The organism is Streptomyces sp. NPDC001401 (genome assembly GCF_042895385.1).
Classification (GTDB): Bacteria; Actinomycetota; Actinomycetes; order Streptomycetales; family Streptomycetaceae; genus Streptomyces.
In genome coordinates this window covers 401,139-424,885 of record NZ_JBIAWI010000006.1, presented here as the reverse complement: position 1 = coordinate 424,885, position 23,747 = coordinate 401,139, and the positions used below count along the sequence as shown (strand labels likewise).

General features: G+C 69.3%; 18 protein-coding genes and 2 pseudogenes. 3 read left to right on the top strand and 17 right to left on the bottom strand.

What is annotated here, in order from left to right; translation table 11 throughout:
- Positions 1-41 precede the first annotated feature (41 nt).
- Positions 42-197, bottom strand: a pseudogene (locus tag ACFY10_RS23190) (hypothetical protein); the annotation flags it as partial.
- Between the two features lie 83 nt (positions 198-280).
- A pseudogene (locus ACFY10_RS23185) lies at positions 281-688 on the bottom strand (Tat pathway signal sequence domain protein); the annotation flags it as partial.
- A gap of 303 nt (positions 689-991) precedes the next feature.
- On the opposite strand from ACFY10_RS23185, the gene ACFY10_RS23180 reads away from it, so the two are divergent.
- The gene (locus tag ACFY10_RS23180) at positions 992-3,445 is read left to right on the top strand and encodes a SpoIIE family protein phosphatase (protein WP_390667123.1); all 2,454 of its coding nucleotides are present in this window, start codon (positions 992-994) and stop codon (positions 3,443-3,445) included.
- Positions 3,446-3,667: 222 nt separating this feature from the next.
- Here the strand turns inward: ACFY10_RS23180 and ACFY10_RS23175 are convergent, their stop codons facing one another.
- The 3 genes from ACFY10_RS23175 to ACFY10_RS23165 all read right to left on the bottom strand — a co-directional run bounded on the left by ACFY10_RS23175 (position 3,668) and on the right by ACFY10_RS23165 (position 7,236).
- On the bottom strand, positions 3,668-5,236 hold the full coding sequence (locus tag ACFY10_RS23175) for an RICIN domain-containing protein (protein ID WP_390667053.1): 1,569 nt from the start codon (positions 5,234-5,236) through the stop codon (positions 3,668-3,670).
- Positions 5,237-6,145: 909 nt separating this feature from the next.
- Entirely contained in the window at positions 6,146-6,421 is a 276-nt protein-coding gene (locus tag ACFY10_RS23170) for a hypothetical protein (protein ID WP_390667052.1), read from the bottom strand.
- A complete protein-coding gene (locus ACFY10_RS23165; RefSeq protein ID WP_390667051.1) occupies positions 6,418-7,236 on the bottom strand; it encodes a phytanoyl-CoA dioxygenase family protein in 819 nt (272 codons plus the stop codon). The genes ACFY10_RS23170 and ACFY10_RS23165 overlap by 4 nt, the downstream gene beginning before the upstream one ends.
- 73 nt (positions 7,237-7,309) lie before the next feature.
- On the opposite strand from ACFY10_RS23165, the gene ACFY10_RS23160 reads away from it, so the two are divergent.
- Positions 7,310-8,104 (top strand): helix-turn-helix domain-containing protein, encoded by a 795-nt coding sequence (locus ACFY10_RS23160; protein ID WP_390667050.1) that lies wholly within the window; start codon positions 7,310-7,312, stop codon positions 8,102-8,104.
- Between the two features lie 228 nt (positions 8,105-8,332).
- Here ACFY10_RS23160 and ACFY10_RS23155 read toward each other — a convergent pair whose 3' ends face one another.
- Both ACFY10_RS23155 and ACFY10_RS23150 read right to left on the bottom strand, forming a co-directional pair.
- Entirely contained in the window at positions 8,333-8,734 is a 402-nt protein-coding gene (locus ACFY10_RS23155) for an alcohol dehydrogenase catalytic domain-containing protein (protein ID WP_390667049.1), read from the bottom strand.
- A 45-nt stretch (positions 8,735-8,779) separates the two neighbouring features.
- A complete protein-coding gene (locus ACFY10_RS23150; protein WP_390667048.1) occupies positions 8,780-9,754 on the bottom strand; it encodes an aldo/keto reductase in 975 nt (324 codons plus the stop codon).
- A 310-nt stretch (positions 9,755-10,064) separates the two neighbouring features.
- Here ACFY10_RS23150 and ACFY10_RS23145 point away from each other — a divergent pair, with 310 nt between their 5' ends.
- Positions 10,065-10,979 (top strand): helix-turn-helix transcriptional regulator, encoded by a 915-nt coding sequence (locus tag ACFY10_RS23145; RefSeq protein ID WP_390667047.1) that lies wholly within the window; start codon positions 10,065-10,067, stop codon positions 10,977-10,979.
- A 54-nt stretch (positions 10,980-11,033) separates the two neighbouring features.
- On the opposite strand, the gene ACFY10_RS23140 is transcribed toward ACFY10_RS23145, so the two are convergent.
- From ACFY10_RS23140 to ACFY10_RS23095, 10 genes are all read right to left on the bottom strand, one after another.
- The gene (locus ACFY10_RS23140) at positions 11,034-11,885 is read right to left on the bottom strand and encodes a hypothetical protein (RefSeq protein WP_390667122.1); all 852 of its coding nucleotides are present in this window, start codon (positions 11,883-11,885) and stop codon (positions 11,034-11,036) included.
- 201 nt (positions 11,886-12,086) lie between these two features.
- Complete coding sequence (locus ACFY10_RS23135) at positions 12,087-12,467, bottom strand: VOC family protein (protein WP_390667046.1); 381 nt, start codon at positions 12,465-12,467, stop codon at positions 12,087-12,089.
- 5 nt (positions 12,468-12,472) lie between these two features.
- Positions 12,473-13,198, bottom strand: a complete 726-nt coding sequence (gene araD, locus ACFY10_RS23130; protein WP_390667045.1) for an L-ribulose-5-phosphate 4-epimerase AraD — start codon at positions 13,196-13,198, stop codon at positions 12,473-12,475.
- 14 nt (positions 13,199-13,212) lie between these two features.
- Positions 13,213-14,730: an L-arabinose isomerase gene (araA, locus tag ACFY10_RS23125; protein WP_390667044.1), complete on the bottom strand. Its 1,518-nt coding sequence runs from the start codon at positions 14,728-14,730 to the stop codon at positions 13,213-13,215.
- A gap of 23 nt (positions 14,731-14,753) precedes the next feature.
- Positions 14,754-16,409 carry a ribulokinase gene (gene araB / locus ACFY10_RS23120; protein WP_390667043.1) on the bottom strand — a complete coding sequence of 552 codons (1,656 nt, stop codon included), beginning with the start codon at positions 16,407-16,409 and terminating at the stop codon, positions 14,754-14,756.
- 95 nt (positions 16,410-16,504) lie between these two features.
- Positions 16,505-18,550, bottom strand: a complete 2,046-nt coding sequence (locus tag ACFY10_RS23115) for an RICIN domain-containing protein (RefSeq protein WP_390667042.1) — start codon at positions 18,548-18,550, stop codon at positions 16,505-16,507.
- A 94-nt stretch (positions 18,551-18,644) separates the two neighbouring features.
- Complete coding sequence (locus ACFY10_RS23110) at positions 18,645-20,165, bottom strand: alpha-N-arabinofuranosidase (protein WP_390667041.1); 1,521 nt, start codon at positions 20,163-20,165, stop codon at positions 18,645-18,647.
- A 56-nt stretch (positions 20,166-20,221) separates the two neighbouring features.
- A complete protein-coding gene (locus ACFY10_RS23105; RefSeq protein ID WP_390667040.1) occupies positions 20,222-21,124 on the bottom strand; it encodes a carbohydrate ABC transporter permease in 903 nt (300 codons plus the stop codon).
- A complete protein-coding gene (locus tag ACFY10_RS23100) occupies positions 21,121-22,104 on the bottom strand; it encodes a carbohydrate ABC transporter permease (RefSeq protein WP_390667039.1) in 984 nt (327 codons plus the stop codon). The genes ACFY10_RS23105 and ACFY10_RS23100 overlap by 4 nt, the downstream gene beginning before the upstream one ends.
- Before the next feature lie 97 nt (positions 22,105-22,201).
- Positions 22,202-23,554 (bottom strand): ABC transporter substrate-binding protein, encoded by a 1,353-nt coding sequence (locus ACFY10_RS23095; protein ID WP_390667038.1) that lies wholly within the window; start codon positions 23,552-23,554, stop codon positions 22,202-22,204.
- Positions 23,555-23,747 lie beyond the last annotated feature (193 nt).

Below are 23,747 nucleotides of genomic sequence, written 5' to 3'. Positions count from 1 at the left end.
CATGTGGGCCCCGCACCGCTGGTGCGGGGCCCACGGCCGGGTCAGCCGCCGCTGACGGTCAGGTTGTTGGTGTTGAAGTTGAGTCCGCCGGACGACGAGGTGATCTCGTAGCCGAACTGCACGTCACCGGTGGTCTCGCTGCCGGCCATCCAGCGCTTGTTGTAGGCGAGCCACTGGAGGATCGGCTTGATGTCCACGGCGACTCCTCCGCCTGGTACGTGAAGACCGCCGAACAGGCCCATGCATCGGCTTTCCGGACTTCCTCGCCGCGTACCGCGAGCCAGGTGACGTTGGTGCCCGCATCCGCGTCGACCGCCTTGTAGTACGCGCACCCGCCCTTCGGCGGGGTGCCCCAGAGTGGGGACATGATCTTCAAGGGTGCGCCGGTACCGCGCTTGTTCGGGATCGAGGTTTCGAGAGCCGCGAGGTCGACCTTGCTGGTGTAGCCGGCCGACGATCCGTTCTTCGACGGAAGATCCGGCTTGGCGACCGTGCTGGCGATGTATGTGGGGATCAGCTTGTCGGCGGCCTTGCCCGACGTGGCACCCTCTCGCGACCTGCTGTCCGAACCGCCGCAGGCGGTGAGCAGCGGCATCCCACCGGCCTCTGCTGCGGTGGCGACCGCAGCAGAGGCGAGGAAGCTTCTCCGGCTGGGTCCTGAGGAGGTGGAGGCGGCGTTCGGCGTCATTGCGTCAACCCTTCATGGCGCACCAGGACACCCGGCGGTGTCCGTCGGCTGCGGTGTCTTGACCGCCGACCCCGACCAGTGCCCCGTGAGGCAGGGCACGGAGCCGCGCCCACTTCGGCGGACGCGCTGCGGCTGCTGCCGAGCGGCGGCGCGAAGGTCCCCGCCCAAGTCGCTTCGATACCTGGCACCCCCGAACGCACCGGCCGGAGCGCCGTGGAGCGGCGGTCGATCTAGGCTGGAAGCAGCCGCTGGAACCCAGCCCTGACGGGCAAGGCTGTCCGGACGGAGGCGTGGCGCGTGGAGATGGCCGACAAGCAGGACGCGCCCACCGCCGTTGCCGTGGTGGACCCGGACGGCAAGGTGAGCGGCTGGAGCGAGGGGGGCCGACTACTGCTGGGCTGGACGGCGCAGGACACCGTCGGCCGCCCCGTGACCGACCTGCTGGTCGATCCCCCGCCACCCGGCTTCCCCGAGGGCTACGGCTCCGGCCCCGACCCCACGGGGTTCATCGCCCTGCGCCATCGTGACGGTTCCACGGTGGACGCCGTGGTGACGACTCACCCGTTGTTCGGCCCCGACGGGCGGGCGCTGGGGCACGCGATGACCGTCCAGCGCTGGGGGCGGCGCCCGGTGATCGCCGACCGGGCCTTCGAGCAGTGCCCCTTCGCTCTGGGGGTCTACGACCCTGATCTGCGGTTCCTGTGGATCAACGCCTCCTCGGGCCGGGTGATCGCACACTCCGAGGAGCAGGTGCTCGGTAAGAAGTACCGCGAGCTGTTTCCCGAATTCGACCGCGAGCTGTTTCCCGAACGGGACGACAAGCCCTACACCGACCAGCTCGCCGAAGTGGCGAGGACGGGCAAGCCCGCGCGTCTCATCACCGTCTTCCGCCCGCTCGGCAGCAACTACGCCAACGCCTGGGCCACCAGCATCTGGCCCGTCCGAGATGCCGAGGGCAGGGTCCGCGCGGTCGCCAACTGGGGATTCGACATGAGCGCCGAGTACTGGGCCCGGCAGCGCCTGCTCATCCTCAACAAGGCCAGCGCCGGCATCGGCCGGACGCTCGACGTGATCGGCACCGCCCAGGAACTGGCCACGACCGCGGTGCCGTCATTCACCGACCTCGTCACCGTGGATCTCTTCGACGAGGTGCTGCGCGGAGAGGAGCCGCCCTCCGTGTCCGAGTTCGCCCCCGGCGAGACCATCGCGCTCAGCCGTGCCGCCCAGCACAGCGCGAAGGAGGACACCGACCCGGCTCCCGGGCCCACGATGCCGGTCAGCCATACTCCCGGCTCCGTCGCCGCCCGCTGCATGGCCACCGGCAGGTCCACGGTTGAGCTCGCCGCTGAGCCCGGCGAGGGCGGCGAATGGGCCTTCGGACCCGGGCTCGCCGCCGACCCGGCCCACTGGCCACCGGGCAACCCCTTGATCGACGGTTCCATCACCGCGGACGGGCTGACCGGCCGGATCACCGTGCCGCTCCGGGCACGCGGCGCGCTGCTCGGGGTCGTCGCCTTCTCCCGCCTCGACCGACCCGAGGCCTTCACCGCCGACGACCTGATCCTCGCCGAGGAGCTGACCGCCAAGGCAGCCGTCGCCATCGACAACGCCCGCCGGTTCTCGCGCGAGCGCACGACCGCGCTGACCCTGCAACGAAGCCTGCTGCCGCAGGGGCTGCCGAACCAGGAGGCGGTCGAGGTGTCATCCCGCTACCTGCCCGGCGGGACCGGTGCGGAAGTGGGCGGTGACTGGTTCGACGTCATTCCGCTGTCCGGCGCCCGCGTCGCCCTGGTCGTCGGCGATGTCGTCGGTCACGGCCTGCACGCCTCGGCCGGCATGGGCCGGCTGCGGACGGCGGTCCGCACCCTCGCCGACGTCGACCTGCCGCCGGACGAGCTGCTGACCCACCTGGACGACCTGGTCCTCCACCTCGCCAGCGACCTCCAGCCCGCCGACCACTTCCAGCCGACCGGCGAGTCCGGGGCCACCTGCCTGTACACCGTCTACGACCCTGTCTCCCGACGGTTCACGCTGGCGAGCGCCGGCCATCCCCTACCACTGATCATCTCCCCGGACGGCACCAGGGCACCCCTATCCGCACAGCCGGGACCGCCGCTCGGCATCGGCGGGCTGCCGTTCGAGGCCACCGAGCTCGAGCTGCCCGAGGGCAGCCTGCTCGCCCTCTACACCGACGGATTGGTGCAAAGCCGCGAGCGTGACGTCGATGCGGGGATCGCCGAACTGCAGCAGGTCCTGAACCACTCGGCCACCTCACTGGAGGCCCTGTGCGACACGGTGATGGACGCCATGGCCCCCGATCGCCGCACCGACGACGCCGCCCTGCTGTTGGCTCGCACTCGCACGCTGGCTCGCCACCATGTCGCCGACTTGAACGTCGAGCCCGACCCCGCGCAGGTGCCGCGCGCCAGGAAGTTCGCCGTCGACCAGGTGGACGCCTGGGGCCTGGAGGAGGCGGCCTTCGTCACCGAACTGGTCGTCAGCGAGCTGGTCACCAACGCCATCCGATACGGCGAGCCGCCGATCAGGCTGCGGCTGATTCGCGATTCCTCCCTGATCTGCGAGGTCTCCGACGCCAGCAGCACCGCTCCGCACCTGCGCCGAGCCCGCGCCTTCGACGAGGGCGGCCGGGGCCTGTTGCTCGTCGCCCAGCTCACCCAAGGGTGGGGCACCCGGCACACCACCAACGGCAAGACGATCTGGTGCGCGCAGACCCTCCCCTTGCCTGAGCCGCACTGAGATCCAAGCCCGCAGCCCGTCGCCCGCCGCGCGGCAGGACACGGCAACGCCACTGCACGTCGGTGCGGGAGCCCGCGGCCTCACAAGGGCCGGCGACCGGGGTACGTCGTCCCCGATCCGCCGTATGGCCTGGTTCGGCAGGGCCGCGTACCCGTTCTGTGCCTGGACCCGAGTGCGGCATGCAAGGCACAACGTCGTGATGTTCTTGGTCGGTCGGTGCCGTCACCAGCCTGTCGGCAGACCGGCGATGAACGAGGTGAGCCGGTCGGCGATGAGTCGGTCGTCGTGGGCCGAGTAGTGCCAGTCGCAGCCGAGGAAGTCCAGACCCGAGTCGTCGAGGGACCAGTAGCGGACCCGGTTGTCGCCGACGTCGTTGCGCGCCTTGACCACTTGCTGGACATGGGCGGCGTACTGGCCGGCGCCCACCGCCACGATGGTCGTGTCGGCCCCGTAACGCGTGCGCAGCTTCTGGATGAAGTCGCCGTAGGCGCTGCGGTAGGCGGCCGCGAGGCTGTCGGGCGTCCACGGTTCACCGGGTTTGATGTCGGTCGAGAAGTCGTTGGTGCCGAGGTTTGTCACCACGACCTGGGGGCGCCAGGTGCCCGGGTTCTGCCAGACGTCGCCGGGCACGTTCTGCAGGGCACGGTCGTAGAAGGTCCGGTAGGTGACGTCCGGGGATCCTCCGTTGTAGTTGCGGACCATGCCAAGGCCCGAGTAGCCGTTGATCTGGTAGTCGGCGTTCAGTTGGCGGGCGGTGAGGGCGCCGTAGCTCACATCGGAGTTGGTGTTCCGCTTGACCTGGTCCCAGGTGCAGGTGCGCGACGTCGAGAGGTTGCCGTAGCCCACCGTGAGGGAGTCGCCGATGAACTCGATCTGGCGGTTGCGGGCAGCCGGTTTGCTCAGTACGGCACCGCCGGGCGCGGCGACGAAGCCTCCGAACGTGCTGGTGTCCCCCGGGGTGTCGTTGCGCTTGACGAGCCGGACGGTGTGCGTGCTGTTGGACAGGCCGTTGATCCAGTGCGTGGTGTTGCCGGGCGTGACGAGCGTGGCGACGGTGGCTCCGTCGATCTGGACGTCGTAGTCAGCGGCCGAGTCGTTGAGCACAATGCCGACGCCGGTGCCGCTGACGCGGCCCTCGAAGTACACGCCGGGCCAGCTGTACTGCACCGTGTTTCCGGCGTCCTTGACCCGCCCCGCGGTGTGCACCTGGGCCAGCACTCCCGTCGCCCGGACCAGTTGCCACTGCTGGTTGGCCCCGCCCCAGTCGGTGAACTGCACGACCTTGGCACCGTCCGCGGTCGAGGCGTTGTCCACCTCGACGGCCTTGCCACTGTTGCGGTTGAGCAGACGGACATAACCATCCGACGAGTCCGCCAGCCGGAACTGCTGGTTGACACCGTTCGCGTCGCTCCACTGCGCAATGTCCGCATGATCAGCCGTGGAGTAGTTGAGGACGTCCAGCACCTTGCCGGAATGCTGCGCCCTCAACCGGTAGTAGCCACCGCCCGAGTCGACGAACTGGAACTGCTGGTTGGCACTGTCGGTGCGAGGCCACTGCGTCACACTCGCCCCGTCGGCAGTGCTCGCACCCGCCACATCCAGCACCTTGCCACTGTCCCGGTTGACCAGCACGTACCACGCGCTCGTGTCCACACCGGCCGCCTGCGCCGTCCCGGCGGTGCCCAAGGCGGTTAACAGCGCCGCCAAAAGGGCGGTCACCGCGGCGAGCACCCCCGTACGTCTGCCGCATCCCCGCCACGGAACCCTGAATGTCATATACATGCCCTTCATTGGTGTCTCCTTCCCCGAGTGCGTCAGCCCGCTCCTCCCCCGGGGACGTCCCCGAGGCAGGGCCGGCCGCGTCGAGATCCGATCCATTGACCGGTACTCCCGTTACAGATCACCTGCGAGCGGCGGACGTCATCGGCGGTCGCAACCGATCACGCGTCGATCGAGAGGTCCTCGGATGGCCACCAGCGTCTGATCACTCTGGGCACTCCGGACGCGATACTCCCGGCGCACACCATATTGTCGAAGCGCTTCGAATGTAACCGCGCTGCATCGATTGGCTTCTCAGGGCAGTCGGCACAAAGGCAGGGCGGACGATGGGATAGGGCTTTGTCGAATCGCTTGACTGAGATGTCAGCCGCATCGGGTCCAGCACCGCCGGCTCCGTGAGCATGTGGGCCGGGCAGCGGCAACTCGTCATCCGCGTCCGGTCCGACTCGATCCGGGCCATCAGACGATTCGGCGCGCCTCTCGCGCTGGGGGACGCCCGTATCGGCATCCCCCCGGGCGAACAACCTCGGTGCCCGGACACGCGCAGATCGCGGCCACGTGAATCCGGCCGCGCGAGACCAGGTGGCCGGTCGTCTCGCGCGCTCTGCCGAAGTCCGGCGGGCGCTCCAGGGGCGGAGCCGCCTCGCCGTCCGCCCAGGCGACCCGGATCACGCGGTTCGCCGTCGGGATCGCCAACCGCCCGGCCGCCGTCCCTCCTCGAACCGGACTCCCTCGCGGACCACGACTGCACGACCCAGGCTCAGATCGACGAACGAGGGGCGTCATCACCGGCGCCCTCGCCCGGTTCAACCGCCAGGTCCCCGACACCTGGGTCCACCACCTCAACCTCGCTCGACGTCCCCGCCGACTTCACCACGGCGCAGAACCCCACCGGCCAGGAGCAGCCGTTCCAGCTCCGGGTCAAGGGCGAGAGCTGTCCTCCACCTTCTCGAAGAAGAACTCGTGCTTGAGGAAGGAGACGTCGTACTCGTGACCGGACTGGGGCGGCAGCAGTTGGGAGGCCTGGAACAGGCGCCACCCGTCGAGCAGCGCGGCAAGCCCTGTGGGATAGGGCGGCTCGTCGCTGTCACCTGTCGTCGGACGGGTCCGGCCGGTCCCGTCGTACCGGGACCAGCCCACGACGTCGGAATCCAGCGTCGACGTCGCGAGATAGAGGACCAGAACCTGCTGCCTCATGCGTGACTCCTCAGGGCAGGGCGGTTGCTGACGCGCGTGACCCAGTACTCGACATCGAACGAGTCGTCACCGGTCAGGGCCCGCCACAGCAGGACCCGGTTGTAGATCTCCAGTCGGGCCGTGGCCTGCTCGTACCAGGGGAAGTACGTGTTGAGTTCCGCGGTCACCGCGGGGTCGTGCAGGTCGGTGACGTCCCACAGCCGCACCTGCGGCACGGTCGGGTTGAGGCGGATTTTGTACATGTAGCGACGGCCCGCGGTGTCGTTGCGGCGGCCACTGTGCCAGATGCCGTGGTGCACGAGAACGACCGTGCCTGCCGGGCAGGTCAGACGGGTCTGCCCCCTGAGGTTCTGGACGCGGCCGACGTCCGTCTCGTTGATCCTGCGCAGATGGCTTCCGGGCACACTCAGAGTGCCGCCCATCTCGGCGGTCACCTCGTGCGGGTAGTACATGAGCTGGACGTCGAACGCATCCGGCCGCACGTCGATGATCGCGTCTCCGTGGAGCGGCTGCGCCTGTCCCTCGTGCGGCTCGCGCACATGAACCGCATGATGGTCGACGGTCGGCTCGGGGCCGACCAGGCTCTCGACGGCGCCTGCGACGACCGGCAGGGCGAGCAGCTCGTGCACGAAGGTGTCCGGCGCGAACGCCCCGCCCAGCGGAGTGCCGTAGGACACTTCCGGCAGGCCCTCGGTCAAGGCCGCGACGGCCCGTTCATTGATCTCCTGCGGCACCACCCCGTCCAGGCGCAGGAATCCCTGCGCGACGAAGCGCGCCACCTGAACCGATGTCAGGAGTTGCTTGCTGGTTGACATGCGACGAACGTACGTGCCCAGTACGGATCGGTCGTGGGCTGAATTCGTCCAGTGCTGGTAATTTTCCGTCCTCGTGAAACACGCAACAGTACGGCTCGACGAGGCGCCCACCGTGGTCAATGCAGGCATCGGGGTGCACGGCGTCTCCGCCGCCCACGACGTCTTCCGGCTGCCCGACCTGTGGCAGTTGCACCTCTACAACTACGAGGGTGCGCTGTCCCTCGGGCAGTCGGTCCACCCCATACGCCCCGGCCACGTCAGCCTGGTGCCGCCGAACACGGAGGTGCACTTTCACTACCGGGGCAGGTCGGAACATTTCTACGTCCATCTACGGCTGCACGACGGCGGAACCGCGCGGGTGCTGCCGGTGATGCAGGACGCCGCGGCCGAGAGCACACGCCTGGCCGATCTGCTCCGGCACGCCGTGACGGCCATGCCGACTTCTCCCCCGCGCGCCACGGCCGAGGTCTGGACCGCTCTGTGGCGCATCGCCGAGCTGCCGAGGGGCGATGGAGCCGGGCGCCGCCACCCCTTCGTGGCCGCCGCACAGGCCTACGTCGAGGAACACCTGGCCGGCCCGTTGTCCGTACCGGACGTCGCACGCGCCGTCGGAATCTCCCACACACACCTGACGCGCGTGTTCCGTGCCGAAACCGGCCTCACGGTCGTGTCGTACATCCGGCACCGACGCCTTCAACGCGCCCGCCACCTCCTGCTGTCCTCCACCCTGTCCATCACCGCCGTCGCCGCGGCCGTGGGCATCGCCGATCTCCAGGCCTTCAACAAGGCCTGCCGCCGTGAACTCGGCGCGAGCCCGCGTGACGTACGCGCGGCCGCCCCTGCGGGGCCGGACGGCCCCGCACGGTGAGGGGGTCAGCAGACGTGCAGCTCAGCCCCAGGCCGTCACCGGCACAAACGAACTGTCCTGCCGGGAACGTCACTTCACTCCTACAGACCGCTTCTGACCTGTACGGCAGCCTCACAGGACGGGACCCGTTGCACATCTGTTGCACCATTCGCGGGCCGACTGCAGTTCGGCGTTCTCTCATCCAGGATGCGTGTGGAGATCATGCGTTTCCCCTCCCCTTTCTGCGTCCTACCGGCACAGCGTGCCCTGCGCCTTAGGAACGCGCACGGCCTCACCCTCAGCGCGGTCGATGCCGTTCCTCGCGCACGAGCCGCCATGCCGGCAGGACGTGTGCAGACCCTCGCGGCAGAAGTCGCAGGTGGTCTCGGCCCAGACGAACGGCACCACGACCAGGTCACCGCGCCTGAGTCCGGACACGGCCGCGCAGGTCTCCTCGACCACGTCAAGGAACTTGTGCCCCATCCGCCGCCCGTGTTCTGTCGCGGGCACGGACCTGTAGCGCCACGTGTCGCTGCCGAAGACGCAGGCGCATAGCACGCTCACGATCGCGTCGCGGGGCTGCTGGATCGTCGAGTCCGGGACATCCTCGACACGGACGTCTCCTGCCCCGTATATCAGTGTTGCTCGCATGCAGGTGTCCCCGGCTGAATGGCTCAGTACGAAGGTGACGGACCGTCAGTAACGGCCGCCCTGCGGGTCGGGCAGGGCGTCCAGTTCGGCCAGGTCGGCCGCGCTCAGCTCGACGTCCGCCGCCCCGGCGTTGTCCGCCAAGTACTTCGGGGTCTTGGTACCGGGGATGGGGACGACGTGCTCGCCCTGAGCCATCACCCAGGCAAGCGCCACCTGCGCCGGAGTCACGCCGATGCGCTCGGCGATGTCCCGCACCTTGCCGACCAGGGCGAAGTTGACGCGCAGCGCATCCTGCTGGAAGCGCGGCAGTGAACGCCGGAAGTCGTCGTCCGGCAAGGCGTCGAATGAGGCGAACCGGCCGGTGAGGAAGCCCCTTCCCAGCGGCGAGTACGGCAGGAAGGCGATGCCCTGCTCCCGGCAGTACGGCAGCACCTCGTCCATCCACTCCCGCGTCCACAGCGACAGCTCCGACTGCACGGAGGTCACCGGGTGCACGGCCTGGGCGCGCTTGATGTGGTCCACCGTCGCCTCGGACAGACCGATGTACCGGGCCTTGCCCGCGGCCACCGTCTCCGCCAGGGCGCCCCAGGACTCCTCGATGGGCACCTCGGGGTCGACCCGGTGCAGCTGGTACAGATCGACGTGGTCGGTGCCCAGACGGCGCAGGCTCTCGTCGATGGACTTGCGGATGTGCTCGGGGCGGCCGTTCGGTACGGGACCCTGGAGGGCGATGTCCGTGGCGTTGTCGCGGGCCGTCACACCGACCTTGGTGGCAAGGACCGCCCGCTCACGGTAGCCGCCGGCCAGCGCCCGGCCGACCAACTCCTCGTTGGTGTACGGCCCGTAGATGTCGGCGGTGTCGATCAGGGTCATGCCGAGGTCGATCGCCTGGTGAATCACGGAGACGGACGTCTCCTCGTCCCGCGGGGTCGCCATGTCGTAACCGAACGACATTCCCATGCAGCCCAGGCCGAGTACTCCGGTCTCCGGGCCGTTGGTGCCGAGTGTCGTCGTGCGCATGAGCTCTGCCTGCTTCCTGTGGGCGATTGCGGTGCTCTTCCTCGTCGGTGGCGGGGTGGGCGTAGGGCGCGGGAGGGCTGCCTGGCTGCGGCTTCGTCCTCCACGATGTCCTCGGGCCGCACGTTCGCGCTCATGGCGCTCGGCCATCCGGTGTACAAGACGGTCAGGGCTGGGTTCCCGACACCCGCAACGCTCCCTCGCGCACGCGTCACGTGCCAGACCGCGCTGTGCCAGGGAACCGCGTTCAGGGGCATGACAGGGCCCCCCACGCGCCTACCGGCAGGTCACCTGCGCCCGCACACTCGAAGGCATGACACGTGAGCAGCCCGCCAGCGGGGGCACCGAGCTGGGCAGCTTCCTGCGCGCCCGCCGGGTCCGGATCACCCCCGCCGAGGCCGGTCTCACGGTCGGCCCGGGACTGCGCCGCACCCCCGGGCTGCGCCGTGAGGAAGTGGCCACCCTCGCCGGCATCAGCATCGACTACTACAACCGCCTGGAGCGCGGCAAGGAAACCCGCCCCAGTCCCGCCGTCGTCGACGCCCTGGCCCGTGCCCTGCGCCTGGAGGAGGACGAACACGAGCACCTGCGCAACCTCGCCGTCCTCGCCGCCCGCACCGCGCCGGAACCCCCGGCGCCGCCCAGCCGGACCATAAGGCCGGGCGTGAAGGTGCTGCTGGAGACGCTGCGGCCGAACCCCGCGCACGTGGTCAGCCGCAGCATGGACCTGCTCGCGGCCAACCCCGGCGGGCTGAGGCTGCTGGCCGGAATCGAGGAGTGGCCGGTCAGGCAGCGCAACATCGCCCGCTACGTCTTCCTGCACCCTGCCGCCCGCGACCTCTTCCACGACTGGGCCACCCAGGTCCGCGGCTGTGTCGCCCTCCTGCGCGCGCTCGCAGGCACCGACCCGGACGCTCCCGACCTGACGCGGCTTGCCGGTGAACTCCTTTTGAAGAGCCCGGAGTTCGCCCGCCTGTGGGAGCGCTACGACATCAAGGGCAACTCCTACGGCCGTAAGACCTTCCACCACCCGGAGGTCGGCGACCTCACTGTCGGCTACCAGACCATGGAACTGGAAGGCACCCCCGGCCACCGGCTCATCACGTACTACGCCGAGCCGGGCACCGCCGACTACGACGCCCTCGTCCTCCTGGACATGCTCGGCGCCCAGCCGACGCCTCACGAACCGACGTCGTCCGAAGACGAGAGCACGTCCTCTTCTACCTGAACCCGCGAAGCGCTCTCCCGTGAAACGGGAGAGCGCTTCGCGGGGGGGGTGCTGTCAGGACTGTGTGCGTCGTTCCTGTTCGACCTGCGTATCGGGCTGCCCGGCGGGCTGAGGTGCGGTCATGTCGAGCAGGAGCATGGCGTCGTGGTCGGGGGTGCCGGGTTCGGCGGTGTAGACGCCGAGGCGTTGGCCAGGGGTCTCCTCCAGCTGCATGCTCTGGCCGCTGAGGGTGAGGGTTCCAACCTGGGGGTGGTGGAAGGTCTTCTGGCTCTGCGTGTGTCCGGTGTGGCGAAGGTCGTAGACCAGCCCGTCAGGTCCCTTGCCCGCGAACAGCTCCATGTGGATACGCAGCTCCGGGCGGAGGAACTCCGGCAGGTAGACGGTCCGGGTACCGGCCTCGGACTTGGTGTCGCCGGGGGCACGTCGGCCATTGGTGCGCTCCGGCTCCGCGAGACGAACCGTGATCTTCAGGTGGTCGACGTTGATGTCCCGGCGGCGGAGGCCCGCGAGTTCCTCGGGGCGGAGAGGACCATAGGCGCCGAGGTAGACCATGAGGCGCCGGCGGGGGCCGAGCTGGTCTGCGAGGGCGTCGACCTGGGCCACGGTGGCAATGCGGGGTTCGGCCGCCTTCTCCTTTCCGGTGCCCTTGATCCGGCATGGGATGCGCTTGATCAGGTCGTCGTCCACGACCGTCTCCATGATGCCTTTCAGGAGTCGGTACGCCTTGGCGGTCGTGGTCTTGGCGCCGGTCGTGCGGAGACGTTCGTCAGCGTCTGCTGTGGTGGCGATGGTCTCCGGGGCGGGGCGCATGACGCCGTCCGGCCCCGGACAGCGCGCCTGGTAGCGGCCGGACGGGAGCCGTCTGATCGCGCCGAAACGGCGGCGCCTGCCCTTGCCGTTGGCCATCAGGCAGCCCTCCCGCAGCTCGGGCAAGGCCACCTCAGCGGCTGGGCCGGCCGTCGACGCGCTCGACGGCGCTCAAGCAGGCCCTTGCGGCCGGCTGGGGAGAGCCGCCCCTCGTCCCCGCCCCCTGAACCACGATCCCCTCGACGATCTCGGCCAACCTGGGGGTAACGGGCGGGCCGCCCGGGACCGCTCGAGTATTCGTCATGGCCAGACGTGGGCCTGTGCCCGGAACGTGTCGGGGTCGCTCTCCACAGGTAGTACGCACAGCAGATGACCGCCAGGCACTCGTAGCACGCAGCACTCCTGCCACGGTGAAATCTGCTCGGCGCCCAGGGCGATCAGGCGCGCGGTTTCCGATTCGACGTTGTCGGTCTCGATGTCGAGGTGGATACGGGGTGCGTTGTCGACCGCCTGGACTGCGGTGATCAGGCCTGGCAGGGCCTGGTGGAGCGTGGTGAACTGCGGTGCCGGTGGAAACGGTTGGGCAGTCACACCGAGAGCTGCCGACCAGAAGTCCGCTGCCCGGGCGGCCTCGGCTTCGGGTGTGTCGATCAGTACGGCGTATACGCGGCTTCTGTGCATCGCCGTCACCGGGTCGCCGGGGTCGTCGGATTGCCGTAGTAGGCGTCGGGGCCGTGTTTGCGGGTGTAGTGGCGCTCCAGGAGGTGACGGGGTGGCGGTGTCGTCGGTGAGAGGGACATGGTGTGGAGGGCGATGTCGGCGACCGCCTCGCAGATGATCGCGTGTTCCAGGGACTTGCGGGCGGTGGCGCCCCAGGTGAAGGGGCCGTGGCCCGCGACGAGGGCGGCGGGGACCTCGACGGCCCGCTGGTCGTCGCCGTCGAGGAGGTCCACGATGACGTGGCCGGTGTTGTACTCGTAGTCCTTCGCGCACTCCTCCTCGGTGAGGTCACGGGTGACGGTGACGGGGCCATTGAAGGTGTCGGCGTGGGTGGTGCCGAGGACGGGGATGTCGCGGCGGGCCTGGGCGAAGGCGACGGCGTGGGTGGAGTGGGTGTGGGTCACGCCGCCGACGGACGGGAACGCCAGGTACAGGCAGCGGTGGGTCTCGGTGTCGGTGGAGGGGCGCAGGTCGCCCTCGACCACCGTGCCGTCGGACAGGCGGACCGTCACCAGGTCGTCGATGGTCAGGGCCGCGTAGGGGACCCCGGAAGGCTTGATGACGAACACACCCGCCTCGCGGTCGACCCCGCTGACGTTTCCCCAGGTCAGGGTCGCCAGGCCGACCTGGGGGATGGCAAGGTTCGCCTCCAGTACCTCTCGGCGCAGGCCCTCCCGGACAACTGTGGTCATCGTGGTCTCCTTCGTCACAGGGCCTGGGCGAGGCGGTGGTAGGCGGCGTTCCAGCGGATTTCCTTGCCGAACTGCTCGGTGGTGGTGTTCTCGTCGATCGTGAGCAGTTCGACGCCGGTCATGGCGGCGTAGTCGGTCAGGGTCTCGACGTCGACCGCCGAGCTGAGCACGGTGTGGTGCGGGGCGCCGGCGAGCAGCCAGCTCTCCGCCGATTCCGCCAGGGACGGACGTGGCTTCCATACGGCGCGGGCGACCGGCAGGCGGTGCAGGGGTTCGCTCGGGGTGACGACGTCGACGGCGTTGGCCGTGAGGCGGAAGCGGTCGCCGAGGTCGGAGAGGCCGACGACCACGGCGGGCCCCTCGGAGGCGTTGAAGACCAGGCGGACCGGGTCCTCGCGGCTGCCGATGGACAGGGGGTGGATCTCGCAGCGGGGGCGGTCGGCGGCCACGGAGGGGCAGACCTCCAGCATGTGGGCGCCCAGGACGCGCGGGGTACCGGGGCCGAGGTGGTAGGTGTAGTCCTCCATGAAGGTGGTGCCGCCGGGCAGTCCGGCGCCCATGACCTTCATGGTGCGTAGCAGGGCGGAGGTCTTCCAGTCGCCTTCGCCGCCGAAGCCGTAGCCGTCGGCCATGAGGCGCTGGACGGCGAGGCCGGGCAGCTGGCGCAGGCCGCCGAGGTCCTCGAAGTTGGTGGTGAAGGCGGTGAAGCCGCCCTCCGTCAGGAAGGCGCGCAGGCCGAGTTCGAGGCGGGCCGCGTACAGCAGCGAGTCGTGGCGGATGCCGCCGGGGCGCAGGGCCGGGACGACCTCGTACGACTCCACGTACTCGTCGGCGAGTACCGCCGCCGCCTTGTCCTCGATGTCGTCGACGACGGCGACCAGGTCGTTGACGGCGTAGGTGTTGACGGAGAAGCCGAACCGCAGCTGGGCCTCCACCTTGTCGCCCTCGGTCACGGCGACGTCGCGCATGTTGTCGCCGAAGCGGGCCAGCCGCAGGGTCCGCGAGGCGTGGCGGCCGACGGCGGCACGGGCCCAGGCGGCGACGCGCCGGATCACCCTCGGGTCGGTCGCGTGACCGGCGACGATCTTGCGGTCGACGCCGACGCGGGACTCGATGTGCCCGAACTCCCGGTCGCCGTGGGCGGCTTGATTGAGGTTCATGAAGTCCATGTCGATGCTCGGCCAGGGCAGCGACAGGTTGTACTGGGTGTGCAGATGCAGCAACGGCCGGTCCAGCGCGCTCAGTCCGGCGATCCACATCTTCGCCGGGGAGAAGGTGTGCATCCACACGATCACGCCGACGCAGGCGTCGGAGGCGCTCGCCTCCTGGCACATCCGGCGGATCGACTCGGCGTCGGTGAGGACCGGCTTCCACACGATCCTGACCGGGACTTTCCCGGGGCGGCCGAGGGTCTCGGAAGTGCTTCTGGACTGGTCGGCGACCTGGCGCAGCACGTCGTCGCCGTACAGGCCCTGGCTTCCGGTGAGGAACCAGATCTCCTGGCTGTCGTAGGGCCTTTCGGAAGTGGTCATGAGGGGGTTCCTTTCACAGTGGCTCAGGCAGAGGCTTCCGCGCGGATGTGGCGCAGGCGGTGCATGACGTCGTTGGTGCCGCGGCCGAAGTAGTCGTGCAGCACGCGGTACTCGGAGTAGAGGCGCTCGTAGGCCGCCGCGCGCTGCGGGTCCGGCAGGTAGACCCGGCGGTGGACCTTGCCCATGGCGTGGGCCGCGGCACGGATGTCGGGGTACGCCCCGGCGGCGACGGCGGCGTGCATCGCGGCGCCGAGGGCCGGGCCCTGGGTCGAGCCGATGATGCTCAGCGGGCGGCGGGTGACGTCGGCGTAGATCTGCATGAGGAGGGCGTTCTTCGTCAGGCCGCCCGCGATGATCAGTTCCGTCACCGGTACGGCGGCGGACTCGAAGGCGTCGATGATGGTGCGGGTGCCGAAGGCGGTGGACTCGAGCAGGGCGCGGTAGACGTCCTCGGGGCGGGTGGAGAGCGTCTGGCCGATGAGCAGGCCGCTGAGGTCGTGGTCGACCAGGACGGAGCGGTTGCCGCTGTGCCAGTCGAGGGCGAGGAGGCCGTGTTCGCCGACCTTCTGTCCGGCCGCGAGGGCGGTCAGGTACTCGTGCGGGGTCTGGCCGGCCGCGGCGGCACGCTCCGCGTACTCGGCGGGCAGGCCCGTGCGGACGAACCAGCCGAAGATGTCGCCGACACCGCTCTGCCCTGCCTCGTAGCCCCACAGCCCGGGGAGGATGCCGCCGTCCACGACCCCGCACATGCCGGGCACGGCACCCTTCTGGTCGGAGCTCATCACATGGCAGGTGGAGGTGCCCATGATGGCGACCATCTGGCCGGGTTCCACGGCGAACGCCGCCGGGGCGGTGACATGGGCGTCGACGTTGCCGACACAGACCGTGATGCCCTCCGGCAGCCCGGTCCAGGCGGCCGCCTCGGCCGTCAACACACCGGCCGGATCGCCGAGTTGACCGATGGGATGGTCCAGCTTGTCGGTCACGAAGTCGGCGAAGTCCGTGTTCAGGGCGGCGAGATAGTCCCGGGAGGGATAAGTGCCGTCCTGGTACTGGCCCTTGTAACCGGCTGTGCAGGCGTTGCGGACGTACGTCCCGCACAGCCGCCACACGATCCAGTCGGCCGCCTCCAGCCAGCGCTCGGTGCGCCGGTAGACCTCGGGGTCCTCCTCCAGCACCTGGAGGGCCTTGGCGAACTCCCACTCCGAGGAGATCTTCCCGCCGTACCGCTCAAGCCACGGCTCCTTCATCTCGGCGGCCAGCATGTTGATCCGGTCGGCCTGGCCCTGGGCGGCATGGTGGCGCCACAGCTTGACGTAGGCGTGCGGGCGGTTCTCCAGGCCGGGGAGTTCGCACAGCGGCGTGCCGTCGGCGAGGACCGGCAGGACCGTGCAGGCGGTGAAGTCGGTGCCGATGCCGATGACTTGCTCCGGCCGCACTCCCGCCCGCGTCATCGCCTCGGGTACGGCGCCTCGCAGCACGTCGATGTAGTCCGAGGGCACCTGCAGGGCCCAGTCGGGGGGCAGCCGGGTGCCGTCGGGCAGGCTCCCGTCGAGGACGGCGTGGGCGTAGACGTGCTCCGCCGACGCCAGTTCCGCGCCGTCGCTGACCCGCACCACCACGGCACGGCCGGACAGGGTTCCGAAGTCGACGCCCACGACACAGGGTTCTTCAGACACGGGGCGACCCACCTCTCTCGTTCGATATGACAGTCATCGTTCGGTATATCGGACAGATGAACGGGGGCCCGGCCACGACCGGGCCCCCTGGCGGGTCAGTTGACCCGCACGACCTGCCACAGTTCGTCATCGGCGCCGTTGTCCGCCGACTGGACGATCAGCGCGCCGTTGGCGGTGGAGGCGGAGGCGACGTCCGCCACCAGGCCGCTGGCGGAGTTGACGAGCTTGAAGTAGCCGCCTCCCGCGTCGGCGAGCGTCCACTTCTGGGAGCTCGCCCCCGACGACGAGTTCTGGACGACGGCGGCGCCGGCCGAGGTCGAGCCGTCGTTGTCGAGGAACAGACCGCTGTTGACGTTCTTCACGGTCCACGCCCCGCCGCTGACCGACTGGAACGTCCACAGCTGGCAGTTGTTGGCGGTGTTGACCCACTGGCCCGCCTGCTTGCCCACCGTGGTGGAGGCGCCGGGGATCTCCAGGAACTTGCCGCTGTTCTTGTTGACCAGCCGGTACTGGCCGGTGGACAGGGTGGGCAGGGCGGTCTGGGTGAGGTTCCACCGCTGGCAGGCGCAGCCGGCGTCGGACCACTGCCCGGCGGCGGTGCCGACGGTGGTGGAGGCGCTGGGGATCTCCAGGTACTTGCTGCTGATCCGGTTGGTGGCGGTGAAGCCGCCCGCCGGGTTCGGGGCGATCGCCCACTCGTGGTCGAGGGTGCCGTTGTCGTCCCACTGCAGGACCTTGGCGCCGTTGGCGGTGGACTGGTTCTGCACGCCCAGGACCTTGCCACTGGCCACGTTGAAGATCTTGAAGTAGCCGGAGGTCTGCTGGACGAACTTCCACTGCTGGTCGGTGGCGTTGTCGGCGTTCTGCTGGGTGGCGTTGATTCCGTTGGTGGTGGAGCCGCCCGCGATGGCCAGCATCAGGTTGCTGTTGGCGTTGGACGCGGTGTAGGTGGCGCCGTCGGAGATGCCGCCGCCGAGGTCGATGGTGCCGTAGGTGACAGGGTTGAGGCCGGTGCTGGTCAGGTGGCCGCCGCTGAGGACCAGCAGGCTGTGGCCGTCGGCCAGCGGGAGCAGGCCTCGGCTGTAGCCGCCGGGCACGGTGGAGGCGATGCGCGTCCAGGTGTTCGCAGCGCCGTTCTGCGTGTTGAGGAACAGGTCGTCACTGCTGTTGGCGCTGACGACGAGGGTGCCGTTCGCGCCGCCGGTGGGCAGCCAGGTGATGTACGGGGAGCTCTTGGGCTGGGTGCCGTCGGTCGCCTTGAGGGCGATGCCAGTGGCGGAACCGAACGCTTCCGGGTTGGAGGAGATCTTGTAGTAGACGGCGAAGCCGCCCTCCGGAGCGCCCCAGAACTCGTACGTCATCACGTAGTTGCCGTTAGACAGCTTGGCGACGACGGGCATGCCCGGGCGGTCACCGTACGTCGACGTGGCGACGTCGTTCACCACGGAACCCCAGTTCACGCCGTCCGTGCTGACCTGGTGCACGATCTTCTGGCCGTTGTTGGGGTCACGCTGGTCGGAGTAGTAAACGATCAGCTTGGAGCCTGAGACCATCAGGAACGGCTCCCAGACCGGCGTCTGGCCGTTCGTGGGGTCGGCCTTGCCGCCGGTGGCGATGGTGCTGACGTACGACCAGCTGGCGCCGTGGTCGGTGCTGGCGTACAGGTCCAGCTCGGTCGAGGACAGGTCGCTGGGGATGGAGTTGCCGGCGGCGAGGATCGTGCCCGCCGGGAAGTTGCCTACGGCGGTGGGGAGTTCGTACAGGAACGGCTGGTAGCGCATGCCGAAGCCGTTGTGCGTGTCGGTGATGCTGGAGATCTGCGTCCAGCTGTTGCCGTTGTCGGTGCTGCGGTAGATCGGGAAGACCGGGGTGCCCGAGCTGTACTGCTCGAACGTGGCGAGCAGGGTGCCGTCGGAGGATCCGCTGTACTGCAGGCGCACGGCGCGCGGGTAGAGCGAGCCGGGGGACGGGGCGTTCGACGGCGGGGTGTACATGGTCTGCGAGGCGCGCGAGATCGCGTGCGCCGGGCCGGCAGCGGGCAGGACGAGGGCGACGGCGGCTGCGAGCAGGGCCAGCAGCAGGGTGATCGCCTGAGTGCGGGGCAGGGCGCCGTGTCTGGCGCCTTCCCTGGTGGTGGACATGGGCGGCTCCCAAGGGATGTCCGGGAAGAGGGGGTGGTGCGGGACCCGCCGCTCTCCGGGAGAACAAGCAACGGCGGGTGTCCGAGGGGGTGGGTCAGCCGGCGCGGCGCAGCCGGATGACGTTCCAGGAGACCGGCGGCAGGCTCGCGGTGAGACGGCCGTCGGCGACGGGACCGGTGTCGGCGTCGTACGGGCGTACCCGGTCGGGGTCGTCCTGGGTGTTGGCGGCGCGGATGTCGGGGTCGCTCAGCACCGAGTGCTCGACCGGCGTGTAGCCGGGGAACGCCCGCAGGTCGAGGGCGAGTTCGACGTTCTCGCTCTGGTGCCGGTTGACGGCGAAGACGGTGAGCTCGTCGGCGCCGTCCGCCTCCGCGAGGTGCGTGGCCACGGCGTCGACGACGGAGACTTCGCCGAAACGTTTCGTCTCATACGTCGGCGCGACCGGCTCCACCCGCAGGACCGTGCCGCGCGCGTGGCGGGCCGCCTGGGCGAAGGGGTGGAAGGTGGTCTGCCGCCAGCTGGGACCGCCGGCCTCGCTGCGGATGGGGGCGATGACGTTGACGAGCTGGGCGAGGCAGGCGGCGGTGACGCGGTCGCTGTGCCGCAGCAGGCTGATCAGCAGCCCGCCGACGACGACGGCGTCGGCGACGTTGTATTCGTCCTCGATCACGCGCGGGGCGACGGCCCACTCGGCGGGCTTCTCCTGCGCCTCGAAACGGGTGTTGTACCAGACGTTCCACTCGTCGAAGGAGAGGTTGATCCGCTTCTTGCGGCGCAGCTTGGCCCGGATGTGGTCGGCGGTGGCGACCACCGAGTCGACGAAGTGGTCCATGTCGACTCCGGAGGCCAGGAAGCTGCCGAGGTCGCCGTCGAGTTCCTCGTAGTAGGCGTGGCAGGAGATGTAGTCGACCTGGTCGTACGCCTCCTCCAGGACCGTGGCCTCCCAAGCGCCGAAGGTCGGCATGGAGGAGCTGGAGCTGCCGCACGCGACCAGTTCGAGCTTAGGGTCGATCATGCGCATGGCCCGGGCGGCCTCGGCGGCGATGCGGCCGTACTCCTGGGCGGTCTTGTGGCCGGTCTGCCAGGGGCCGTCCATCTCGTTGCCCAGGCACCACATGCGGATGCCGAAGGGGTCGGGGGCGCCGTTCTTGATCCGCTGGTCGGACCAGGCGGTGCCGCCCGGGTGGTTGCAGTACTCCAGCAGGTCCAGGGCCTCGGCGACGCCCCGGGTGCCGAGGTTGAGGGCCATCATCGGCTCGACGCCGGCCTTCTCGGCCCAGCGGTGGAACTCGTGCAGGCCAAACGCATTGGTCTCGGTGCTGTGCCAGGCGAGGTCGAGACGGGTGGGCCGTTCGGCCACCGGGCCGACGCTGTCCTCCCAGCGGAAGCCGGAGACGAAGTTGCCGCCGGGATAGCGCACGGCGGTCACGCCCAGCTCGCGCACCAGATCCAGGACGTCACGGCGCAGGCCGTCCTCGTCTGCAAGGGGATGGCCAGGCTCGTAGATGCCGGTGTAGACGCAGCGGCCCATGTGTTCGACGAACGAGCCGAAGGTACGGGGACTCACGTCGGCGACGCGGAAGGCGGGGTCGACGGCCAGGGAGGCGTGCAGCATGAAGGTCGCTCCGGGAGGTGCGCGAAGAAGAGGGGAGAACGGGCGGGCCCGTCAGATCACTTGAGGCTTCCGACGGTCAGACCGCCGCGCCAGTACCGCTGGAGGAGCAGGAAGGTGACGATCAGCGGCAGGATCGCCACCAGGGAACCCGCGATGACCAGGGTGAACAGCGCGTTTGCGCCGGACTGGATCATCGCCCCCTCGTACCAGGACTGCAGGCCGACGGTGAGCGGGAACAGCTTGTCGTTGTTGAGCATCACCAACGGCAGGAAGAAGTTGTTCCAGGTGCCGACCATGGAGAACAGCAGCACGGTGACGAGCGCCGGCTTCAGGGTCGGCAGTGCCACCGACCACAGCACGCGCAGCTCGCCGGCCCCGTCCATGCGGGCCGCCTCCAGCAGCTCGTCCGGCAGGGACTCCTGGACGTAGACCCGTACGAGGTAGACGCCGAAGGGGTTGAGCAGCTGGGGCAGGATGACCGCCCACATGGTGTTGGTCAGCGCCACCTTGCTCAGCAGCAGATAGGTGGGGATGGCCAGCGCGGTGGCGGGCACCATGATGGCGCCGAGGAGGCTGGAGAAGAGCAGGTTGCGACCGGGGAAGCGGTACTTGGCGAAGGCGTAGCCCGCGAGGGTCGCCACGGCGGTGGCACCGACGCCGCTGACACCGGCGTAGATCGCGGTGTTGCCCATCCAGCGCAGGTACTCGCCGTCGTTGTACGTGAACAGCTGCTGGAGGTTGGTGAAGAAGGAGCCCGGCGAGTGGAACCAGAGGGCGGCGGTGGAGAAAAGCGCGTCGTTGCCCTTGGTGGCGGCGACGACCAGCCACCAGAACGGCAGCAGGAAGTACAGGATCATCGCGACCATCACCACGTTGACGGTGACGCGCCCACCTGCGGCGGACGGACGACGGCCGGTGGCCGGGGCGGCGGTTACGGCGGGTGCGGCGACGGTGGTCACTTCAGTCCGCTCCTCTTGCGCGTGGCGAACAGGAAGATGTAGGAGCCGATGAAGACCACCGCTCCGAGGGAGAAGGAGATGGCGGCGGAGTAGTTGAACTCCGAGTACTGGAACGCCAGGTTGTAGGCGTACAGGTTCGGCGTGTAGTCCGGGGTGATCACCGAGGAGGCGGTCTTCTCCAGGACCCGCGGCTCGGTGAAGAACTGCAGGGTGCCGATGAGGGTGAACATCAGGGTGAGCACCAGCGCCGATGAGATCATCGGGACCTTGATGCGCAGGGCCGTCTGGAGCTGGCCGGCGCCGTCGAGCTTCGCCGCCTCGTAGACCTCGCGGGGCAGGCCCTGCAGGGCGGCGTACAGGACGATCATGTTGTAGCCGGTCCACTGCCAGGTCACGATGTTGCCGAGCGAGGTCAGCATCAGACCGTGCGACAGCAGGTCGACCTTGCCGAGGCCGAGCGAGTTGCTGATCGAGTTCACCGGGCCGAAGGTCGGGCTGTAGAGGAAGCCCCACATCAGGGCGCCGATCACCGCGGGCACGGCGTACGGCATGAACAGGGTCATCCGGAAGACCTTGGCGAGCCTGCTGGTGACCTCGTCGATGATCAGCGCGCCCAGCAGGGCGAGGCCGAGCATCAGCGGGATCTGGACCACACCGAAGACGACGACTCTGCGTACGCCGGACAGGAACTGCGGGTCGGTGAAGGTCTGCTGGTAGTTGGCGAACCAGCTGAAGTGGTCCCCGCCGACCAGGGTGGAGGTCCTCAGGCTCAGCCAGAAGGCGTAGCACAGCGGGGCCACCAGGAAGGCCAGGAAGAGCAGGAGGAACGGGCTGACCAGCAGCAGGCCCATGCCCTTGTGCCGGGTGCGGGCGGACAGCCCGCCGGGGCGCCGGCCCGCCACGGGAGTGCGAAGTCCCCTCGCGGGGACGGCACTTGGCGGTGCCGTCGCGGTGGATCCCTGCTGTCGGAGCAGGCTCATCACTTCTCCTTGCGCGTGGTGCGGGCCCCCGCCGGCGGCGGAGCTGTCGGGCGCGGGCGCGCCGGCGGAGGCGGTGGGGAGTCGGGACTCGGGCCGGTTACTTGCCGACCTTGAATCCCTGCTTGCTCGCGTAGGAGGTCACCTGCTGCTGGACGTTGTCGTTGACGGACGACCAGGCGGTCTGGCCCTGGAGGGCCTTGCCCACCTCGCTGGTGTCGGTGTTGTAGGCGTAGTCCTGGAACGGGCTCCAGTCGAAGGTCGAGATGCCGTTCGCGGCGGGCACGAACACCGAGTTGATCTGCTGGCCGCCGAAGAAGTCGTACTTCTTGGACTTGAAGTACGCCCCGTTGAGGATCGGGTTGGACAGCGGGAAGAGGTAGGCCTGGTCGATGCCGATCTTCCAGGCCGCCTGGGAGGTGCCGAACAGCTCCCGGGCGACCTCCGTGGCCTCCTTGGGGTGCTTGGTCTGCGAGGTCACCGAGAAGCTCGAACCGCCCCAGTCGCCCTGGGCGCCCGCGCCCGCGGTCCACTGCGGCAGCGGGGCTACGCGCCACTTGCCGGAGGTCTTCGCGGCGACGCTGGAGAGGTAGCCCGGGCCCCAGCCGGCCGCGATGTAGGTGGCGTACTTGCCGCTGCTGAGGCCGCTGTAGAAGTCCGTGGTGGCGTACGACTGGGTGTCGACCAGCTTGTTCTTGACCAGGTCGCCCCAGTACCCGTACACCTTCTTGGCGTTGTCGTCGTTCAGCTTCACGCCGATGTTCGGCAGCTTGCTCGCCGAGTACGTGTAGGGGCGGGAACCGGCCTGCCACATCAGGCCCTGACGCCAGCCGGCGGCCGTCTCGTCGCTGCCGAAGTCGGTCATGTAGGCGCTGGGGTCGGCCTTGTGCAGCTTGGCCGCCTCCTCCTTGTACTCCGCCCAGGTGGTCGGCACCTTGAGGTTGTACTTCTTGAAGAGGTCGGCCCGGTACATCATCGCCATCGGGCCGCCGTCGACCGGGATGGCGTAGACGTGGTCGCCGTCGGAGGACTGGTTCCAGGCCCAGGCCACGTACTTGTCCTTGTCCGCGGTCGCCCCGTACTTGCCCATGTCGAGCAGGCCCTTGGTGAGCTGGATGGTCGGCAGCTCCTGGAACTCCAGCATGACGACGTCGGGGGCGCCCTGGCCGGCCTTCAGCGTGGTCTTCAGCTTGGTGTACTCGTCCTGGCCCACACCGGCCTGCACCCAGTCGACCTGGACGTCCTTGTGGGTCTTGTTGAACTGGGCCACGACCTGCTTGAACTGCGGGTACCAGGCCCACACCTTGATGTGCACGGGACCGCTCTGCGCGCCGCTGGAGCTACCGCCCCCGCCTCCGCAGGCTGCGAGGAGCACACCGGCGAGGGCGGCGGAGGCCGCCGCGACCGTGGTCCGGCGGAGGGAACGGAGCTGGGGCTTTCTGCTGGACGACATGAGCGATCTCCTGGGTGTGGTGCCCGAGGGCAGGACGGAGTACGGGAGGTGCGGGGGGTGCAGGGAGGTGCGCCGGGCATACGGAGGACCGGCGTGAAGAGGGTGAAGACGGTGAACGGGGCGAGGGCGTGCGGTTACGTCGGCCCGGGTGAAGGGCGGGCGCTTCGGGCGCGAAGCGCTCAGGGGGTTGCCC

Bases quoted from the DNA above. Each gene is read 5' to 3' on its own strand.
- ACFY10_RS23095 (WP_390667038.1), bottom strand. From the start codon at position 23,554: ATGTCGTCCAGCAGAAAGCCCCAGCTCCGTTCCCTCCGCCGGACCACG.
- ACFY10_RS23170 (WP_390667052.1), bottom strand. From the start codon at position 6,421: ATGAGGCAGCAGGTTCTGGTCCTCTATCTCGCGACGTCGACGCTGGAT.
- ACFY10_RS23165 (WP_390667051.1), bottom strand. From the start codon at position 7,236: ATGTCAACCAGCAAGCAACTCCTGACATCGGTTCAGGTGGCGCGCTTC.
- ACFY10_RS23135 (WP_390667046.1), bottom strand. From the start codon at position 12,467: ATGCACAGAAGCCGCGTATACGCCGTACTGATCGACACACCCGAAGCC.
- ACFY10_RS23100 (WP_390667039.1), bottom strand. From the start codon at position 22,104: ATGAGCCTGCTCCGACAGCAGGGATCCACCGCGACGGCACCGCCAAGT.
- ACFY10_RS23175 (WP_390667053.1), bottom strand. From the start codon at position 5,236: ATGAAGGGCATGTATATGACATTCAGGGTTCCGTGGCGGGGATGCGGC.
- ACFY10_RS23110 (WP_390667041.1), bottom strand. From the start codon at position 20,165: ATGCTGCACGCCTCCCTGGCCGTCGACCCCGCCTTCCGCGTCGCCGAC.
- araD (WP_390667045.1), bottom strand. From the start codon at position 13,198: ATGACCACAGTTGTCCGGGAGGGCCTGCGCCGAGAGGTACTGGAGGCG.
- ACFY10_RS23180 (WP_390667123.1), top strand. From the start codon at position 992: ATGGCCGACAAGCAGGACGCGCCCACCGCCGTTGCCGTGGTGGACCCG.
- ACFY10_RS23115 (WP_390667042.1), bottom strand. From the start codon at position 18,550: ATGTCCACCACCAGGGAAGGCGCCAGACACGGCGCCCTGCCCCGCACT.
- ACFY10_RS23140 (WP_390667122.1), bottom strand. From the start codon at position 11,885: ATGGCCAACGGCAAGGGCAGGCGCCGCCGTTTCGGCGCGATCAGACGG.
- araA (WP_390667044.1), bottom strand. From the start codon at position 14,730: ATGACCACTTCCGAAAGGCCCTACGACAGCCAGGAGATCTGGTTCCTC.
- ACFY10_RS23155 (WP_390667049.1), bottom strand. From the start codon at position 8,734: ATGCGAGCAACACTGATATACGGGGCAGGAGACGTCCGTGTCGAGGAT.
- ACFY10_RS23145 (WP_390667047.1), top strand. From the start codon at position 10,065: ATGACACGTGAGCAGCCCGCCAGCGGGGGCACCGAGCTGGGCAGCTTC.
- ACFY10_RS23150 (WP_390667048.1), bottom strand. From the start codon at position 9,754: ATGCGCACGACGACACTCGGCACCAACGGCCCGGAGACCGGAGTACTC.